The sequence below is a fragment of the Nocardioides sp. CCNWLW216 genome (genome assembly GCF_037120545.1).
Lineage (GTDB): Bacteria > Actinomycetota > Actinomycetes > Propionibacteriales > Nocardioidaceae > Nocardioides > Nocardioides lianchengensis.
Map to the genome: position 1 here is coordinate 1 of NZ_JBBBBJ010000009.1, position 17,989 is coordinate 17,989.

Here is a 17,989-nt window from a genome sequence, read left to right on the forward strand (position 1 = left end):
GCGCGGACAACACCGTCCTGCTCGGCGACCCGTTCCGCTTCAACAAGGACAACATCGCCGACTTCGACTTCTGATCGGCAACAAGGCCACCGCCGTCCGCGTGGTCCACAGGAATAGGACCGAGACCGGCGGCGGGCGACCGTTCCACCAATTCAATCGGCCGGTGCTCAACATTCGGGCGAGGGTCGACGGGGGTGATCTCCATGCCCGAGAAGCCGACCATCAAGGACGTGGCATCCGTCGCCGACGTCTCCGCCGGGACGGTATCCAACGTCCTGAAACGCCCAAATCAAGTGCGGTCGGATCTGCCACGACGAGTCGAGGACGCCATCGCCTCGCTCGGGTTCGTTCCCGATAAGACCGCACGACGCCTTCGTACGGCCACATCGAGAATCAGGGAGGTGAGGACGAGAAACTCATGGACGAACCCATCGACGAAGATGCGGCCGAGCTGCCGCGTCCGGACTCAACGACACTTCAGATCCTCCGCGCACTTGCGGGCGGCGCGACGATAGCCGAGGCCGCACTTCGATGCCATGTCGCGGACAGCACGTTGCGGCGCAAGCTCGCGAACCTGCGCGTGGAGTGGTCAGTCGAGACCAACATGCAGCTCGTCGTCCTAGCGATTCGCCGCGGCCTCATCTAGCGCTTGCCCAGACCATGAGCGATTTCGCTCGACTCCGCTCTCATCACTCGACATGTGAGCGCGATCACTGCGTAACTTGCAACGTTTCATCAAAAGTCGGCGCGACGTCCTCCCACGTCGTTCGATCCATCGCATTGGAGAACAGCCCTTGAACACCACAGCATCACAAGGTCGGGTGTCGGTACGTCGCTTGGCGACGTCCTTTGTCCTGGCTGGCGCCCTAGTCGCTCCCATGGCCTCCGTGGCCTTCCCGTCACTGTCCCAGGCGGCCGTCGCCGTCGACGGGTCCCGCGTCGGCCTGGACACTCTCCGGGTCGACGGGCGCACGGGCCCGCTGTATGCCTTTGGCAACACCACGCCGTCCTTCAGCTGGACCCTGGATGGGGCGACCTCCCAGACGGCGTACGAGATTCGGGCCGCTACGACCGAGGCCGGCCTGACCCGGCCCAACCTGTGGAAGACGAACAAGGTCGAGTCGTCCGCTTCCGCGCAGGTCGTCTGGAAGGGCATCGCGCTGACGTCGCGGACCCAGGTGTTCTGGCAGGTCCGTGTCTGGGATGCGGCCGGTGACGTCTCGGAGTGGAGCGCACCGCAGTTCTTCGAGATGGGCCTCATCAACAAGTCCGACTGGGGCAACGCCCAGTGGATCGAGCACCCGACTCGCAACCCGCAGGGTGCGATGCCGATCTTCGCCAAGCAGGTCACGGTCGACCCGGCCAAGACGTTGGCTAAGGCTCGGCTCTACGTCTCGGGTCTCGGCGTGCAGGTGTCGACTGTCAACGGCAAGGCGGTCACCGACGAGGTGCTGGCGCCCGGTGGTGCCAACGAGCAGGTTGCCGTGCCCTACCGCGGCTACGACGTGACCGGCCTGCTGGAGTCGGGTTCCGGCAACACCGTCGGCATCGAGCTCGGCAACGGCGAGGCCTTCATGCAGAAGACCGAGAACCCGACGTACGGCCGCACCGATTCCTACGTGAAGATCCTCGGCGCCGCGGTCGTGCCGACCACCCTCAGCGACAGCACCGCCGTCGGTGCTACCTCCGTCGTGGTCGCCGACGTCGCCGGCCTGAAGGTCGGGCAGACCCTGAACGTGGACACCGCGGACGCCGGTGTGCGTCTCGAGCAGCGGCGAATCACTGCGATCGATGCCGCAACGCGCACGGTGACCCTGGAGACCGCGCTCACCGCGGCGCACGCCGCTGGCGCGAAGGTGACTCGCTCGGGTGAGCGTGACTCGCCCAACACTCGGGTCACGCCGCGCCTCATCGCCCGCGTCGAGCTGACCTACGCCGACGGCACCACCACCAACGTGGTCTCCGACCGGACCTGGCGCACCGCGACCGGGCCGGCGATCACGGACCACTGGTGGGGCGGCACCGACTACGACGCCCGCTTCGAACAGGTCGGCTGGAAGGACCGCAACAGCGACCTGACCTCGGCGGCGACCCGCCGCAACGGCCAGGCGACCGGCTGGATCGACGCCGGCACCGTCGGCACGCCCAACCTCGACACCGACCTCATCGAACGAGGTGCGGAGCCCGTCGAGATCGTCGACACGTTCCCCGCTCAGAAGGTCTGGGAGGTCGCGGGCCACCCCGGCACCTGGATCTTCGACATGGGCCAGGCCTTCTCGGGCTTCGCCGAGGTCACGACCCCGGGCTCCTTCCCCGCCGGCACCACCATCAAGATGCAGTACGGCGAGTCGTTCAACACCACCGAGCCGGCGAACAAGGGCCTGATCAACGTCCTCGACATGGTCGAAGGAAGCGTCGGCACCACCGGCACGCAGACCCTCGACACGTACACGACCTACGGCAACCCGGCGGGCGAGACGTGGCACCCGCAGTTCGGGTACGACGGGTTCCAGTACATCCAGATGACCGGCCTGCCGGCCGGGTTCACGCCGACCACCTCGATGATCCGCGGGCTGCAGACGCACGCGAACGCGCCCGAGGCCGGCTCGGTCGAGACCGACAACGAGCGGATCAACCGGATCCACAAGATGTCGCACTACTCGATCATGAGCAACATGCAGTCGTACTTCACCGACTGCCCCAACCGGGAGAAGGCCGGCTGGCTGGCCGACATGATCCAGTCGATGCCGGCCATCGACAAGCACTTCGACATGGCCGCCTATCTGCACACCATGATGGAGGCCATCGAGGGAGCCCAGACCAAGACCGGCATCGATGCCGGCTTCGTCCCGTCGACCACCCCCAACGACCAGGTTCGCCTGTCCGGCTCCGGCCTCGGCAACGACCTCAACTGGGGCGGCGCAGTCGTCCTGACGCCGTACTGGCTGTTCAAGAACTATGGCGACCAGGCGACCATGAAGAAGCACTGGGACTCGATGGTCCTCTACATGGACTACATCCGGACCCGCCGCACCGCAGGGACCACCGGATCGAACCAGTACTTCATCGACAACGGCCTCGGTGACTGGGCCTCGGCCGATCGGGCCGCCACCAACCGTGCGATGACCGCCACCGGCGCGTACTTCAAGATGGCCAACAACATGGCCGAGATGGCAGCGGCTCTCGGCCTCGACAACAAGGTCGAGGAATACGCGACCCTCGCCAAGAACGTGAAGGCCACCTACAACGAGCGGTTCTGGAACCCGGCGCTGCTGAAGTACACGATCAACCCCAACAGCTCGGTCGGCGGCCAGACTGCTCAGGGCATCGCCCTCGACTACGGACTGGTCCCCGACGAGCACCGCGAGGACGTCCTCAACGAGCTCGTCGAGCAGATCTACGCCTACAACCCCAACGGCGGCGGCCCGCACCTCAACTCCGGCATGATCGGCCTCGGCCCCGTGACCCGGGCGCTGATGAACAACGGCCGCCAGGACGTCCTCTGGGACCTGCTGCAGGAAGATACCGCGCCCAGCTACGGCTACTTCCTGCAGGACACCGAGAAGCACCCGGGCGGTCTCACCACCATCCCCGAGTACTGGGACCTGCGGCAGTCGCAGAACCACATGATCCTGCTCCAGATCGACGAGTGGTTCACCGCCGGTCTGGCCGGAATCAAGCAGTCCGCGGACTCCCTCGGCTACAAGAACCTGGTGATCCGTCCGCAGGTCGTCGGCGACCTGGGCCACGTCAAGGGCGAGTACAAGACGCCGTACGGCATGGTCACCAGCGAGTGGACCCGCGAGGGTGACGGCGTTCCGACCCTGAAGGTCAGTGTCCCGTCCAACTCCACCGCTGAGATCTGGGCCCCGACGGGCGGCAGCGAGGCCCTCGTCACCGGCGGGGACGCCACCTTCGTTCGCAGCGAGGACGGCTACGCCGTCTACGAGGTCGGACCGGGTGACTACACCTTCGCTCCCGACCCCGGCCTGGCCGAGTCCTCGGTCACGGCCGCGTCTGCCACAGGCACCTACGGCCAGGCCACGACCGTCACGGCCAAGGTCACCGGGGACAACCCCACCGGCACCGTTGACATCGCCTCCGCAGGCAAGGTCCTCGCCACCGCCTCGGTGTCCAACGGCACGGCCACCGCGGAGATCCCCGCGACCGCACTGGCCGCTGGGCGGCACGTCCTCAGCCTGAGCTACAGCGGCGACGCCAAGAACGCAGCCTCGACCAGCGCCGCGACGGTCACCATCAGCAAGGCCTCCACCAGGATCAGTGCATCGGTCGCGCCGGCCAAGCCCAAGGCCGGCACCCGCCCGAAGGTGAAGGTCGTCCTGACAGCCACCGGCGCGCGGCCCAGCGGAGTCGTCTCTGTGCTGAAGAACGGCAAGAAGATCGCCTCCGGCCGGGTCAACGCTGCGGGCAAGGTCGTCATCAGGTTGCCGAAGCAGAAGGCAGGCCGGCACAAGGTCCGCGTGGTCTACAACGGCAGCGCGAACTTCGCCAAGAGCGTGAAGGTGGTGACCGTACGCGTCGTACGACGACGCTGACCTCAGCGTGGGTGTCAGGCGGGGCTCGTCCGAACTCTCGGACGAGCCCCGCCGCTCGTGCCCTCGCGGGGGCTAAAGGGTTTGCTGCACGAGCAGGTGACCGCCTCGCGCGTCTGGTTGTGTCCGACGGGCCACGGTGATGTTCAGCTGTCTGTGACGAAGTTGTGCCGAAGTACGTCGAGGCGGCTTGTGTCTGCAGGTCGGGGCAGTAGCTCGGTCGGACTGTAAATCCGTCGGCGTAGCCTTCGAAGGTTCGAATCCTTCATCTGCCACCAGGGAAGCGAAGGGCCTCTGACCTGCGGAAACGCAGGTCAGAGGTCCTGTTGCTATACGGAGTTGGGGTATCCGGACAAGCGGGTTTCGGACCTACTTCTCCACGTCGGCCTGCAACTCGCTGACCTGCAGAAACGCGAGGCCGCCGTTGCGTGGCGCGGAGCGCGTGACGAATGCGTGCCAAAGTTTCGCACTCTCGTGGCGCCGACTGGCCCGGCCGCCACGCTGACCTGCGCTGACGAAGAGCGGGGGTATGCAACGGCGACGGAGTGTTAGACCGTCGGCGTACCGGCCCGACGTCGTGGGAGCTCGTGAGATGCGTGCAGCTCGGGCGCGACCGTTGCGCGGCACTCAACCTGACGTGCCCTACGGCTCGGTGAACTGGTCCCGAACACCCGGACGGCTGGGTTGGTGATGTGTCCGGCAAAGTCCGACTCACGGCTCTGCTCTGCGGAACGCAGAGCAGAGGCACCTCGTGCAATCCGAGCAGGACCGGATTCGCTGACCTCCCCACACGTCCGCGATACCGTCCGGCGCCGTTGCGCGGGCCCATGCGCGACCAAGTCGGTGCCGCGCCTGCCGCGGGCTTGCTCCTCCACCTCTGACCTGGGCGGACGGCGCCCGTGGGAGCGGCGCCGACTGACGACAGGTCCGTCGGCGCCGGAGTGCGCGGCCGCCGTCGTAAGAACCAGCGGTGAGGAGTCGTCCCCCTGCCGTGAACCTCAACCTGCAGGAGCTCTTCGAGTTCGTCGTGGCTCGCAACGTCGAGGCCGCCTCGGCGGCGGGCGTCAGGGGTGACCCGGTCGCCGCGCAGGCGCACCATCGTCTGCACGACCTCCTGAGCCGCAAGCGATCGGATGTCGTCGGCGGTCGGGAGGTCTCGGCCGCCGAGCGCCGGGGCCTCGAGGACGCACTGCGGCGCATGGCATCGAGCTACGACGACCATCCCGCCTTCCGACGCGAGTGGCTGATGAGTCCCTGATGGCCTGGACGCCAGGAAGCACATCTGGTCCGCCTCTGGGGCCGTTTCCCGGTGATGGGTCTTCCGGGCTAGCCCACCTGGAGAACCGCGTAAGCCAACTTCTTGTCCGCCCGTCTTCCCCCTGACTCGGGACCTCCGGCCGAGACCAGCGCCGGGTGCCCGCAGAGACGAAACCAGGGGAGATCCACCATGACAGGACAACACCGACTCGCCGCCTGGCGGGGACGGCGGAAGAAGCGGACAGTCACGTCACTGGCGCTGATCGCGCTCGGCGCGGTCGTCGTCTCGGCGCTTCCATCGGTCGCTGCGCCGGGCGACGAGACACTGACCCTGACGCTGAGCCAACAGACCGGCACCGGTCCGTTCGATGCGGATGACGCGCCCGGGCACGACTCAGGTGCGGGCAACGATGTCGTGCGGACCAACGACACCGTCACCTACACCGTCGGCATCCGCTACGAGGGTGGGGACGCGACCGCGCCGACGATGACCTTCGCCCTCCCGCAGGGCCAGGAGCTGGTGTCGCTCCCACCGTTCTGTGGCGGGGCTTCGTCGGTGACGCCGGCCTCGATCGGCGCGCCGACGCTGCCGGTGACGAGCACGTCGCACCAGTCGCTGCCGACGCAGACGGTGACCTGCGTGGTCGACAACCAGAGCGAGGGCACCGCGCTGGACTACAAGTTCGTCGCGAAGGTGCGCCCTGAGATGCCGCAGGGTGCCTCGATGGGCCCGTTCTCGGTGAGCGCCACGAGCAACCAGGTGTCGACCCCGGCGGTCTCGCCCAGCGTGACCCAGGTGGTCTCGGCGGCTGCTGACTTCGATGTCTCGAAGCGGGGCACGTCGACGAACGAGAACACGGGTCCGTACTACCAGGAGCCTGCGGCTGTCGCCTGCAGCTTCGACGCGACCCGTTCGTGCCGACGCGTCCACTACCCGCTGACGGTCAACTCGACCCCGGGCGGCAAGGGCATCACGCCCTTGGCCTCGCCGATCACGATGACCGACGACATCAGCCCTGCGGTGTTCTACGGCCCGACCGTCTGGGCCGCCGCGGTCACCGCTGAACCGGCGGAGAGTCGCCCAGGTCCAGGGGCACCTGGGCGAGTGTCGTCGCTGCACGGCGGCCTATCTTGAGCTCGACGCCGTCAACAGCAGGCTCGCCGCCGTTCTCGGTGTCGCCGTCCTGGGTGCCGCCGCATCGGGGTACGCCGCGACCCGGCCTCCGACGGCCGGCTCCCGCGCTGCTCGTCCGCACGACGGTCTGTTGCACCCCCGCGGGGTGCTCGGTGTTCCCCGTCGGCTGACGGAGCGCCCCGTCGTGGCGGCGGTCGCCTCGGTGGCCATCCTCGCCCTGACCGTCGGGATCGCTCTGGCCCTCACCCGGGAGAGCGACGCCTCCGAGGACCCCCTCGCCCTCGGCGCCGCGGAGCACCTCCCCGGGGGTCCCACTCGGGCGACCCGGACACCGGTCCCGCAGGAGCCGATGTCCACATCGTCGCCCGACGACCCGGGAACCCCGGCACGTGCTGCACCCCCGGAGCCACTCGGGGCCCCGTCCGGCCCTGCCCAGGCACCCTCGACGCCGCATCCGTCTCCGTCGGTTCCGTCGAGCACGCAGGGAGACCAGGCGCCGCTGCCTTCGGCGACCGTGGAGGAGCAGCCAGCGAAGACCACGACACCAGCCGGGCCGACGCCGTCGTCGACGCCGTCCCCCGGTCCCACCTCGCCCACGCCGACGCCGACCCCTGCCAGGACGACGGATGATCTCGCCGTCGGGTCGGCCGCGACCATCCATCTCGGTGACTCCTACCACCTGCAGCTCGAGGTGGTGGGGTTCGACGACCCCACGGTGGTGACCTTCGAGGTGGCGCACCTGGTCGGCTACGAGCTGCACCAGGACTTCGACTTTCCCACGAGCAGCTGCGCCACGACGGCCGGTGACCTGACCAGGATCGTCTGCGCCCTGGCCCCGGGCGGCGGAACCTTCGCCCTCGACGTCACCGTCGAGGGCCCGCTCGTCGCGACGGCCCGGATCAGCGCCCCGAACAACGATGACCCGAACCCCGCCAACGACGCGGTCGCCTTCCCCGCACCGTGACCCGTCGCATCCCCACCTGCCGACACCCGGCCGGGCCTGATGGCCGTGCGGGCCGCAGCCGCGTAAGGAGGTGGGGGGCGAGGCGTCTATCCGGTGTGAAGCTCCGTCAAGACACCCGTCGCCCCAGGACGAGCGTTCGCGCCGTCGTGCGCAGCGTCCGCTCCGGCTCTCCTCGCCGACAGAGGTTGTTCGGCAGCCGCCGGAGTCCGGTGCCCGCTGAGCAGTCCCTGCGCGCCGTGATCCTCGAGCTCGACCCGGTCGAGAGATCTGCCCTCATCGACCTGCTCCGGGAGGAGCTCGCTCGCGGCTGGGTTCCCAAGCGGGCGGACCTCGAGGCAGCGCTGGAGTCGATCCGCTCCGGCGACCGCAGCGCCGAGACGTGGTGTGCGTGACCCGGGCTCCGAGACCGACGAAGCCGGCGGGGCCGGTCGCCACTGCCCTGCTGGGCGGCGCAGCCGCTCGGCGGCGCGTCCGGGGTGGTCATCGGTGGTCCAACGACCGGTGTCCTGACTGCGGCCTCTCCCGACATGAGACGTGGCTGCGCGACTAGGTGGGGGCTCCCACCACCGCCATCGTCTGGGTCGCACCAGATGGTGCCGTCGTCGCGCTACGACCGTTTCCCGCGGTGAGCGGTACCGAGCCCCCGGTGGCTGCGAGGCTCCTGCCGACCGCCGCTGAGGGATTCCCCGCTGCGGGGTGCGATGAGCCACCGTGCACCGAGCCGACCCAGACGCGTCCAGCACACCCGACGAGTGGCCGGTGAACCCGTCGAACGGCGTCGTGGCGACCCACCGGCCGTCGCCGATCGCTCATGCACGCGCCGTCGCACGCGGGATCGGCGCGCTCGCCCAGATCGCCCGGGCCGTGCTCGTCTGCCTGCTGCTCGGGGTCCTCGCGCCCGTGGTCGTCCTGACCGTCCTCGTCCCGGTGGGGGTCGTGGTCCTTGGCCTGGCCGCGGGGGCGAGGGTCGGCACCGCGCTGTGATCCGAGCGGATCGGTGGGGACACCGCGTGCGGGCGACCTGCGGAACTCCGGCGGGTCCCACGAGGCGTCGTGCCCGGTGCTGGGGTCAGTCGCAGTCGTGGCAGCGGTCGCTGTCGGTGGCGGAGCGTCGAGAGACGTGCTGGACCAGGAAGCACCGGGTGCAGGTGAACTCGTCGGCCTGTCTCGGCATGACCTCGACGGTCAGCGTCTCGTGGGACAGGTCGGCGCCCGGCAGCTCGAACGACTCGGCGGCCTCGGTCTCGTCCTCGTCCACCTTCCCGGATGACTTGTCCTGCTCACCGGAGGTGAGCCGGAGCGCTTCGAGGCTCTCTTCCTTCTGCTCCTCCTCGGACTTGCGGGAGGCGTCGTAATCAGTGGCCATGGGTGAGGTCCTCTCTGGGTGGCGCGGCGACGATAGTCATGGCGACGACCGCGAGCGGTCCCGGCCTGGTCGAACGGACCTCGAATGAGTGAGGCGTCACGCCCGGCTCGAGCATGCAGGGAGGAACCGCTGACCACCAGAGACGGGCGGCGGCTCCCGGACGAGCGGGGTGACATCACCCCTAAGAGTGGTCTTGAATCTGTGACGTCCCTGTGACACAGCGAAAACGCGGCGAAACGATCCGACCCCTAGCGTCGCCGATCACTCGTGCAGCGTCGCTCGAGTGTCATCGCCGCCTCGCGACGATCGGATGAGTGCGTCGGAGCCGCCGCTCCACCACCGCGGATCCGCTCGCGCGCTGCCGGTAGCCAGAAGCGCTGAGGGGGTGGCGGCCAGGCGGCCTGGGCCGTCCCCGTCCTCCCGAGCACGACGAAAGCAGACTCCCCATGCCAGGTCCCTCACCATCCGACGACGTCTCCGACGCCGAGACCACCTACGACAGCTGCGGCCACCCGGTTCCGGCCCCTCGGGTCTCGCGTCGCGCGCTGTTCGCCGGCGCCGGAGCCACCGCCGCCGTCGTACCGCTCGCGATGCGCGTGCCCCACGCGGACGCCGAGTCGGCACCGGCGAAGCGGGTGCGGCCGGCCAACGAGATCGGCCGCGGCCACTACCTCATCAAGAATGCCGCCCTGGTGTCGGTCGACCCGGAGATCGGCAACCAGCAGGACGTCGACATCGAGGTCAAGGACGGGGTGATCCTGCGGATCGGGTCCCGGTTGACGGCCGCCGGCGCCGAGCAGATCGACGCGAGCGCCATGATCGTGATGCCCGGTTTCATCGAGACGCACTACCACATGTGGAGCGCGCTGGGCCGGAACTTCGTGGGCGACGGTTTCGAGTACTTCCCGGCCAAGTCGGCGACCGTGGCGGCCTACGAGCCCCGCGACTTCTACAACAGCGTCCTCCTCGGCCTGGCCGAGGCGGCGAGCGCAGGCATCACGACGGTCCACAACTGGGCCCACAACGTCCGCGCTCCTGAGTACGCCGACGCCGAGCTGCGCGCGCACCGCGACGCCGCCGTCCGCGCGCGCTACTCCTACGGCCACCGCGACGGACAGCCCGCCACCCAGCTCATCGACATCGCCGACATCGACCGGGTCCGGACCCAGTGGTTCGGCTCGGGCTCGCCGTTCGAGGACGTGGTGCACCTCGGGGTGAACGTCCGCGGCCCGTCGAACATGACGACCTTCCAGGCGGAGATGGCCCTGCTCACCGAGCGCGGGATCCCGGTCAGCGTGCACTCGGGCCAGGGCCCCACGACGGCGGTCAAGCCCGCGGACCTCGAGACCCAGGGCTACCTCGGACCCGACTTCCTGGTCTGCCACAACCTGCCCGCGACCCAGGCCGACCGCGACGCCATGAAGCGCACGGGCGCTCCGGTCAGCTTCGCCCCGCACTCGGAGCTGCGGCTCGGGACGGCCGGTGGCTACCACGGCCAGCTGCTGCGCTCGAAGGCCGACGGACTCATCATCTCGCTGTCCTTCGATGCCTCGTCCCTGGCGCCGATCAACATGTTCGAGTCGATGAACCTGACCTGGAACCTCGGCATCCCGTACATCGGCACCGACACGGCGAGCCTCGCCCCGGTCCTGCTGAAGGACGTCATCGAGTGGGCGACCCTGGGCGGCGCCCGCGCGCTGGGCATCGACGACGTCACCGGCTCCATCACCCCGGGCAAGCGGGCCGACATCATCATGATCCGCCAGGACGACCTCAACATGGCCCCGGCCTGCGACGTCGAGTCGGCGATCGTGCGGGTCGCGACCCCGGCCAACGTCGACACCGTCATGGTCGACGGTCGCGTCCTCAAGCGCGGCGGCAAGCTGGTCGGCTTCGACACCCAGAGGATCGTCCGCAACGCCGCCTCGTCCGCGCACGCCGTGCGGACCAGGGCGGGTGGCCGGCTGAAGCCCGCGTCGGTCAAGGTCCCGACCTTCTGACCGCCCCTGATCGCCGCCCTCTCCCCGTCTCCCGAAGGAAGCCATGAACCTGCTCACCCACCGCCGCCGCGCGGTCGCCGCCGGCGTCTCGGCCGCGTGCGTCCTGTCGCTCGCCGTCGCGGCCGTCGCCGTCCCCGCGACGGCTGAACCGACCACCTCGGCCGCAGCCCTCCCCGCCGGCTCCCCGGCCGTGGTCGGGCTCGGCATCAGCGACGCCCAGGACCTCCTCACCCGGGGCAGCACCACCTCGGTGGCGCTGGTCCAGGCCTACCTCGCGCGGATCGCGGCGTACGACGACCCGTACGGCGACCAGCCCGGCCTGAACGCCATCCTCCGGCTCAACGACCAGGCGCTGGCCGAGGCCGCCGCCCTCGACGCCGAGCGCGCCGCCGGCAAGGTCCGCGGTCCGCTCCACGGCGTACCGATCCTGGTCAAGGACAACTACGACACCGGCGACATGCCGACCACGAGCGGCTCGAAGGCCCTGGCGGACTTCCAGCCGGCCGACGACGCCACCCAGATCGCTCGGCTGCGGGCCGCGGGCGCGATCGTGATCGCCAAGACGAACCTGCACGAGTTCGCCTACGGCATCACGACCGTCAGCTCCCTCGGCGGCCAGACCACCAACCCCTACGACCAGACCCGGAACCCGGGCGGCTCCAGCGGCGGGACGGGGTCCGGCGTCGGAGCGGCCTTCGCAGCCGGGGGCATGGGCACCGACACCTGCGGCTCGATCCGCTACCCCGCCACGCACCAGAACCTGGTCGGCCTCCGCCCGACCCTCGGTCTGACCAGCCGCGACGGCATCGCCCCCATGTCGCAGACCCAGGACACCGGCGGGCCCATCGTCCGCTCGGTCCGAGACGCCGCGATCGTGCTCGACGCCACCGTCGGCTACGACCCGGCGGACCCGATCACCGCCGAGTCCAACGGCAAGACCCCGGCGTCGTACCTCGACTCCCTCGACGACGGCCTGCAGGGCAAGAGGATCGGCCTGCTGGTGAACTCCACCTACCTCGGCGCCACCCAGGCCGAGCAGCCGGTCACCGAGCTCATGTACGACGCCGTGGACCAGCTGGAGGCAGCAGGTGCGGAGGTCGTCGAGGTGGCCCTGTCGCCCGAGCTGGTCGCCGACATCGGCGGCGCCAGCGTCCTGGCCCAGGAGTTCCGCCGCGACCTCAACACGTACCTGGCCCAGCCCGGGGCCACGTTCTCGGCCGAGGTGGCCGCGCTCACGGCGCCGACGGGCACCCTCACGCTGAGCGACATCATCGCCACGAACACGGCGGTCGTGCAGAGCCAGCTGACCGGCGCCCAGAACCAGCCCGAGCTGCCCAGCGCCGACTACGAGGCCCGTCTCGCGAAGCGTGCCTCGGCCCAGGCGAAGCTCACCGAGCTGATGGAGGTCAACGACTTCGACGCCCTCGGCTACCCCACGCTGAAGCAGACCGCCGCGTCCATCGGGCAGAGCCAGCCGGGTGGGAACTGCGGCATCTCGGCGGTGACCGGCTTCCCCGCACTCACCGTCCCGGCCGGGTTCACCAGCGCCGGCATGCCCATGGGTCTCGAGCTCCTCGGCACGCCGTTCAGCGAGCCGACCCTCCTCGCCATCGGCGCCGGCTTCGAGAGGACCGCCGACCACCAGAAGCCCCCGGCCTCGGTCCCCGAGCTCGCCGTCGACGCCGTCCGCCCGGTCGGGCTGACCGGCACGGCCGCCGCCGCGACCTTCGGACGGGCCACCACCGTCACCGCGACCGTGACGTCCGCCGTCCCCGCCCGGGGACGCCTGAGCGTGACCCGCGCCGACGGGACCGTCCTCGGCACCGCCGCCGTCACCGCCCGGACCTCCACGACCCAGGTCCGGATCCAGCTTCCCGCCGGTCGCCTGCCCGGCGGCACGTCGCGCCTCACGCTCGCCTACGCCCCCAGTGCCGGCAACGCGACCGGAGCATCGAAGGTCGCCGTCGCCGCCCAGGTCCGTCGGGCGAAGCCCTCCGCCACGGTGCTGCGCTCCTCGGGACTCGCCCCGGGCGCCCGCGCGCGCATCCGGGTCCGTCTCTCCGCCATCGCCGGTACGGCGCCGCGAGGGACGGTCGTCGTCCGAGTCGGGGGACGCGCGGTGGGCAAGGCCGCGGTCCGCAAGGTCGGCGGGGACTGGATCGCGGTCGTCCGCACCGCGCGGCTCCAACGGTCCGGCGCGGTGGTGCTGACGTACAAGCCCTCCGCGGCGGCGAGGACCAACCTCGCTGCGACGACGTACCGCACCCGCCTGAAGGTGACCCGACGCTAGGCGGGCCAGGCCGGGCGGAACGGACGACGACACGTCCGTGACTCGCCCGACGTCGTGACCCAGCGAGAACCTCCGGCGGAGACGGACCATCGAATGGTCCTCGTTCGCCGGAGGTTCTCGTGCGTCCCAGGTCGCCGGGCACCCATGCGGTGCCGGCCCCCGGTGCTGGCTCTCCCTCGTCGCACCGGAGGTTTCGGCACCACCCGGTTGCTGGAGCGAAGCGCGCTCAGCACGTCGATATCTCCACAGTGTGTGGAGGTTTTGACCTGACGTGACTGGTAGAGAAACCAGGAAGGCCGCGCGGTCTAGACCGGTCGTGGCGATTTTCCGATACCTATCCCGTTGTCCAGGCAATAAACCTCCATATCTTGTGAAGGTCCTGGAGGCGAGTGTCGTAGGTCCCCGCGACAGCGATGACACATGACCGGCGGAGACCGGTCGGGAGCGAAGGAGTTCGATGCACGCGTTCAGGAGCATCCGGTGGACGGTCGGGCGGCGGCTGGCGGTGATCACCGCGGTGGGCGTCGCAGTGACCTCCACGGTGTCGGTGGTGGCGTGGGCGTCCGGGGGCGTCGTCGAGGACGACGCGGAGTCGGTGCGGACCAGCGCTCGCGTCCAGGCGGTCTACCAGTCGCTCGACACCGAGGCCAGCGAGGTCAAGGCGGCCGGGTTCGCGGCCCTGGGGGGACTGGAGGCCGGTGGGGCAGACGGCGCCTCGGGGGCCGGCACCTCGGTCCTGGCCGAGCACTCCCGCCGCATCGAGTCGCTGCTGGACGAGCTCGCCGACCTGAGCGAGTCCGGCTCCTCGGCGGACCGGCAGACCCTTGCCGGGACGGAGGCGGCGTTCGAGCGCTTCCTGCCACTGGTCGCCGATGCGGCGGAGCGTGCTCGGACCACCTCGCAGACGGGGGCGGGGGCCGATCCGTCGACGTCGCGAGCGGTCGCCGAGGCCAGCGAGGAACTGCACGGCCAGCTCACGGACGCCGTCGATCGCGTGACCGCCGACAGTGCCGATGCCTCCTCCCACCTGCTGGCCGCCGCCTCGGGGCTCCGCGCCACGGTGCTGTGGGTCACCCTCGGGGGACTGACGCTGCTGATCGGTCTGGCCTGGGCGATCGCGCGAAGCCTGGTCCGACCCTTGAAGGCTGCGATCGCCGCCCTGCAGCGGATGGCCGACGGCGACCTCACGACCCGGCTGCCGGAGACGGCGTCGGGGTGTACCGGTGACCTCCAGAAGGCGTTCAACCGCTCGGCCGAGAACGTCAGCGGCATCGTGGGCACCGTCTCGTCGAGCGCGGTCGCGGTGGCGGCGGCCTCGGAGGAGCTGTCGGCCTCGAGCCAGCAGATCGCGGCCGGTGCGGAGGAGACCTCGGTCCAGGCCGGCGTGGTGTCCGGTGCCGCGGACGAGGTCTCGCGCAACGTCGGGACCGTCGCGGCGGGTGCGGAGGAGATGGGCGCCTCGATCCGCGAGATCGCCCACTCGGCCAACGAGGCCGCCCGGGTCGCGGCCGAGGCCGTCACCACCGTGGAGGTCACCAACGAGACCGTCGCGAAGCTCGGGACGTCGAGCCAGGAGATCGGCAATGTGGTCAAGGTGATCACCTCGATCGCCGAGCAGACCAACCTGCTGGCCCTGAACGCGACCATCGAGGCCGCCCGGGCCGGCGAGGCCGGCAAGGGCTTCGCGGTCGTGGCGAACGAGGTGAAGGAGCTGGCTCAGGAGACCGCTCGGGCGACCGAGGACATCTCGCGTCGGGTGGAGGCCATCCAGGCCGACACGTCCGGCGCCGTGGTGGCCATCGGTGAGATCGCCGAGATCATCACCAGCATCAACGACTACCAGAACACCATCGCCGCGGCGGTCGAGGAGCAGACCGCGACGACCAACGAGATGTCCCGCAACGTCGCCGAGGCCTCCACCGGCTCCGGCGAGATCGCGACCAACATCTCCGGTGTCGCGGCTGCGGCGGAGAGCACGACCCAGGCCGTCAACCAGACCCTGACCGCGATCGCCGAGCTGGCCACCATGGCCGCCGACCTCAACACCGAGGTCGGGAGGTTCCGCGTGGCGTGACGGGGCTAGCCCGACCTGGCTGCCAGGACGCCGACGACGGTGAGTGGCGGCCGTCCGATCAGCCGGGCGAGCTCGTCGGGGGGCTGGGCGAGCAGCCCGGCGCGGAACAGGGCGTGCACCGGCCCGAACGGCCCCAGCTCGGCCTCGTCGACGGACTCGTGACGGACGGGTCGGCCGAGCCGGTCGGCGAGCTCGCAGGCGAGGGCGTCGTACGTCCACCCCGGGCCGTTGAGGTCGAGCGTCGTCCCGGGCACGGGGGCCGCCAACGCACGGGCGGCGGCCGTGGCGAGGTCACGGACCGACGCCGTGCGGACCGGATGTCCGTACGTCGCGGATCGGACGACCCCGGTCGTGGTCGCCTCCCACCGGGCCCGGGCGACGAACGGCTCGGTGTAGAGACCGTTGCGGAGGATCGTGTAGCTCGTCGGCCCCTCGGCCAGAGCGCGCTCGGTCCGGTGGTGGCCGGGGTCGTGCTCGGAACCGAGAGCACTGGTGTAGACGAGGTGCCGGGTCCCGGCGGCGGCGACGGCGTCGAGGACGGCGAGGTGCTGACGGCTCCGGGTCGCGGAGTCGAGGACGGGGCTCGACACCAGCAGGACACGGTCGATGCCGTCGCACGCCGCCCGGAGACTGGCCGGGTCGTCGTAGTCGCCGCGGCGTACGAGGACGCCGGACGCGACGAGCGCGTCGGTGTCGGCGCCCGGCCGGGCGAGGGCGACGAGGTCGGCGTGGGGGTCGAGGGTCTGGAGTTCCTGGGTGGCCAGGTGGCCGAGGGTCCCGGTAGCACCGGTGACGAGGTAGCTGGTCATGGTCGTCGTTCCTGGGGAGAAGGGTCGCGTCAACGAGCCGGCGGGACAGGGGGCCGGTGCCCACGAGACGGGCAGGCAGCAGCGGACGAGCGCGCAGGGGCTCGCCGACGGACGCGATCAGCCAGGAGGCTCAGGGGTGGGGGAGAAGCACAGTGCATCGAGGATAGGGGAGCCGCGCGGAGCCCGGTGCTTTACCTTCGTCCCGTGGCGAGACAGCGAGCGTCCTCCGCGGACGAGGTGCGCCGGAGACTGGTGGAGGCGGCGGTCCGTGCGCTGCGGGAGCTGACGCCCGCGGACCTGCTGTCGGCGATCGGGTCGCGGGAGCTGGCTCGCCGGGCGGAGGTGAGCTCGACCTCGCTCTTCTACCACTTCGGCTCGATGGAGGCGTTCGCCGACGAGGTGGTCGGGCGGGTCTTCGACCCCGACCAGCTCCCGAAGGACCGGACACACGCGCTGATCGGCCGGGTCCGCGCCGGCGTCGTCCCCCTGCCCGACCTGCTCGAGCTGCACCGGCAGGAGCTCGGCCGCCTCAGCGGCGACCCCGAGCTGCGCGTCCGGCTGGGGCTGTGGGCGCTGGGTGGGGGGACGGTCGACGGCGTGTACGCCGCCTACCTGGCCGAGCTGGACCGGCTCCTCGCCGCGCTGGTGGGGCCGGTGTTCGAGGGGTGGGGGCGGGAGCTGCGCTCGCCGTACGACATGGCGACCTTCGTGGCGACCCAGGGCGCGCTGCTGACCGGCTCGGCGATCCGGCACGTCGTCGACCCCGGGGTCAGCCGGCCGGAGGTGTTCGCGCGGGCGGCCGGCTCGTTGAGCGTGGTCGCGGTCGGACCGGTGGGGGACCGGCGCGAGGTGGACGACCGGCTCGCGGAGGTGAACTACTACGCGGATCGTGCCGCGGTCGTCGCTCCGAGCGCGGACGGGCGCCGTGAGCGCACCCGGGCCCGCATCCTCGAGGCCGCGAGCGTCCCGCTCGCCGAGCGGGGGTACGACGGCGTGACGCTCGCGCAGGTGGCGCGGGCGGCGGGGGTGAGCGCCTCGACGCTCGCCCACCACTTCCCGACGAAGGCCGCGCTGGCCGCCGCCGTCTTCCGGCACGCCGTCGCCGGGCACCTGGCCGGGCTGCCGACGGACCCGACCACCCCGGCCGGCGACCGTCTGGCCGACGTCGTGGCCGAGCTCGCCCGGGCCGCCGGCACCTACGTCGGGGTCGCCGCGCCGTACCTCGCCGAGGCGACCGCGCACGATCCGCGGCACGAGGGCGATCCGGTGGTGACGGCGGTCCGTGCGCTCGTGGAGGAGCTCGCCGCGGCCGACCGGCTGCGGACCTCGCTCGCCGCGGCAGCGGTCGCGGACCTGCTCGTGGTCACGACGGTCAGCCAGGTCGTCGCCGCCCCGAGCCAGGACCTCGTCCGGCTGGCCCACGACGTGGTCGGCCTGGTCGTCGAGCCGTCCGAGGTTTGAGCGACCGCTCAAGAGGTCCCGCTCGACCCACGGTCACGCGGGGTGGAGATCGATCAGTCCGGTTCCGGTTCAGGTAAAGG

At 70.6% G+C, this 17,989-nt stretch carries 15 protein-coding genes; 12 read left to right on the forward strand and 3 right to left on the reverse strand.

The features are described from left to right. Positions 1 to 205: hypothetical protein (locus tag V7S47_RS18655; protein WP_336562985.1), on the reverse strand; the 205-nt coding region annotated here is incomplete at its 3' end. Between V7S47_RS18655 and V7S47_RS25695 the strand changes: the two genes are divergently transcribed. From V7S47_RS25695 to V7S47_RS18690, 8 genes are all read left to right on the forward strand, one after another. Then, positions 204 to 515, forward strand: coding sequence for a LacI family DNA-binding transcriptional regulator (locus V7S47_RS25695; protein WP_442945364.1), 312 nt, complete (start codon positions 204 to 206; stop codon positions 513 to 515). The two genes, V7S47_RS18655 and V7S47_RS25695, sit on opposite strands and share 2 nt — an antisense overlap. Continuing rightward, the gene (locus V7S47_RS18660; RefSeq protein WP_336562986.1) at positions 419 to 646 is read left to right on the forward strand and encodes a hypothetical protein; all 228 of its coding nucleotides are present in this window, start codon (positions 419 to 421) and stop codon (positions 644 to 646) included. The genes V7S47_RS25695 and V7S47_RS18660 overlap by 97 nt, the downstream gene beginning before the upstream one ends. Before the next feature lie 241 nt (positions 647 to 887). Further along, entirely contained in the window at positions 888 to 4,556 is a 3,669-nt protein-coding gene (locus V7S47_RS18665; protein ID WP_336562987.1) for a family 78 glycoside hydrolase catalytic domain, read from the forward strand. Positions 4,557 to 5,544: 988 nt separating this feature from the next. Continuing rightward, positions 5,545 to 5,811 carry a hypothetical protein gene (locus V7S47_RS18670; RefSeq protein WP_336562988.1) on the forward strand — a complete coding sequence of 89 codons (267 nt, stop codon included), beginning with the start codon at positions 5,545 to 5,547 and terminating at the stop codon, positions 5,809 to 5,811. A 102-nt stretch (positions 5,812 to 5,913) separates the two neighbouring features. Beyond that, positions 5,914 to 6,945 carry a hypothetical protein gene (locus V7S47_RS18675; RefSeq protein WP_336562989.1) on the forward strand — a complete coding sequence of 344 codons (1,032 nt, stop codon included), beginning with the start codon at positions 5,914 to 5,916 and terminating at the stop codon, positions 6,943 to 6,945. Between the two features lie 514 nt (positions 6,946 to 7,459). After that, a complete protein-coding gene (locus V7S47_RS18680; protein WP_336562990.1) occupies positions 7,460 to 7,909 on the forward strand; it encodes a hypothetical protein in 450 nt (149 codons plus the stop codon). Between the two features lie 209 nt (positions 7,910 to 8,118). Beyond that, a complete protein-coding gene (locus V7S47_RS18685; RefSeq protein ID WP_336562991.1) occupies positions 8,119 to 8,301 on the forward strand; it encodes a hypothetical protein in 183 nt (60 codons plus the stop codon). A gap of 367 nt (positions 8,302 to 8,668) precedes the next feature. Further along, positions 8,669 to 8,893 carry a hypothetical protein gene (locus V7S47_RS18690; protein WP_336562992.1) on the forward strand — a complete coding sequence of 75 codons (225 nt, stop codon included), beginning with the start codon at positions 8,669 to 8,671 and terminating at the stop codon, positions 8,891 to 8,893. Between the two features lie 85 nt (positions 8,894 to 8,978). Here the strand turns inward: V7S47_RS18690 and V7S47_RS18695 are convergent, their stop codons facing one another. After that, positions 8,979 to 9,275 carry a DUF4193 family protein gene (locus V7S47_RS18695; RefSeq protein WP_336562993.1) on the reverse strand — a complete coding sequence of 99 codons (297 nt, stop codon included), beginning with the start codon at positions 9,273 to 9,275 and terminating at the stop codon, positions 8,979 to 8,981. A 446-nt stretch (positions 9,276 to 9,721) separates the two neighbouring features. Here V7S47_RS18695 and V7S47_RS18700 point away from each other — a divergent pair, with 446 nt between their 5' ends. From V7S47_RS18700 to V7S47_RS18710, 3 genes are all read left to right on the forward strand, one after another. Continuing rightward, a complete protein-coding gene (locus V7S47_RS18700) occupies positions 9,722 to 11,275 on the forward strand; it encodes an amidohydrolase family protein (protein WP_336562994.1) in 1,554 nt (517 codons plus the stop codon). A gap of 43 nt (positions 11,276 to 11,318) precedes the next feature. Then, positions 11,319 to 13,565: an amidase family protein gene (locus V7S47_RS18705; RefSeq protein ID WP_336562995.1), complete on the forward strand. Its 2,247-nt coding sequence runs from the start codon at positions 11,319 to 11,321 to the stop codon at positions 13,563 to 13,565. Between the two features lie 457 nt (positions 13,566 to 14,022). Next, on the forward strand, positions 14,023 to 15,639 hold the full coding sequence (locus V7S47_RS18710; protein ID WP_336562996.1) for a methyl-accepting chemotaxis protein: 1,617 nt from the start codon (positions 14,023 to 14,025) through the stop codon (positions 15,637 to 15,639). Between the two features lie 5 nt (positions 15,640 to 15,644). Here the strand turns inward: V7S47_RS18710 and V7S47_RS18715 are convergent, their stop codons facing one another. After that, a complete protein-coding gene (locus tag V7S47_RS18715) occupies positions 15,645 to 16,448 on the reverse strand; it encodes an NAD(P)H-binding protein (RefSeq protein ID WP_336562997.1) in 804 nt (267 codons plus the stop codon). Positions 16,449 to 16,652: 204 nt separating this feature from the next. Between V7S47_RS18715 and V7S47_RS18720 the strand changes: the two genes are divergently transcribed. Then, positions 16,653 to 17,909, forward strand: a complete 1,257-nt coding sequence (locus V7S47_RS18720; RefSeq protein WP_336562998.1) for a TetR/AcrR family transcriptional regulator — start codon at positions 16,653 to 16,655, stop codon at positions 17,907 to 17,909. Positions 17,910 to 17,989: the final 80 nt, after the last annotated feature.

Bases quoted from the DNA above. Each gene is read 5' to 3' on its own strand.
- V7S47_RS25695 (WP_442945364.1), top strand. From the start codon at position 204: ATGCCCGAGAAGCCGACCATCAAGGACGTGGCATCCGTCGCCGACGTC.
- V7S47_RS18700 (WP_336562994.1), top strand. From the start codon at position 9,722: ATGCCAGGTCCCTCACCATCCGACGACGTCTCCGACGCCGAGACCACC.
- V7S47_RS18660 (WP_336562986.1), top strand. From the start codon at position 419: ATGGACGAACCCATCGACGAAGATGCGGCCGAGCTGCCGCGTCCGGAC.
- V7S47_RS18695 (WP_336562993.1), bottom strand. From the start codon at position 9,275: ATGGCCACTGATTACGACGCCTCCCGCAAGTCCGAGGAGGAGCAGAAG.
- V7S47_RS18710 (WP_336562996.1), top strand. From the start codon at position 14,023: ATGCACGCGTTCAGGAGCATCCGGTGGACGGTCGGGCGGCGGCTGGCG.
- V7S47_RS18715 (WP_336562997.1), bottom strand. From the start codon at position 16,448: ATGACCAGCTACCTCGTCACCGGTGCTACCGGGACCCTCGGCCACCTG.
- V7S47_RS18705 (WP_336562995.1), top strand. From the start codon at position 11,319: ATGAACCTGCTCACCCACCGCCGCCGCGCGGTCGCCGCCGGCGTCTCG.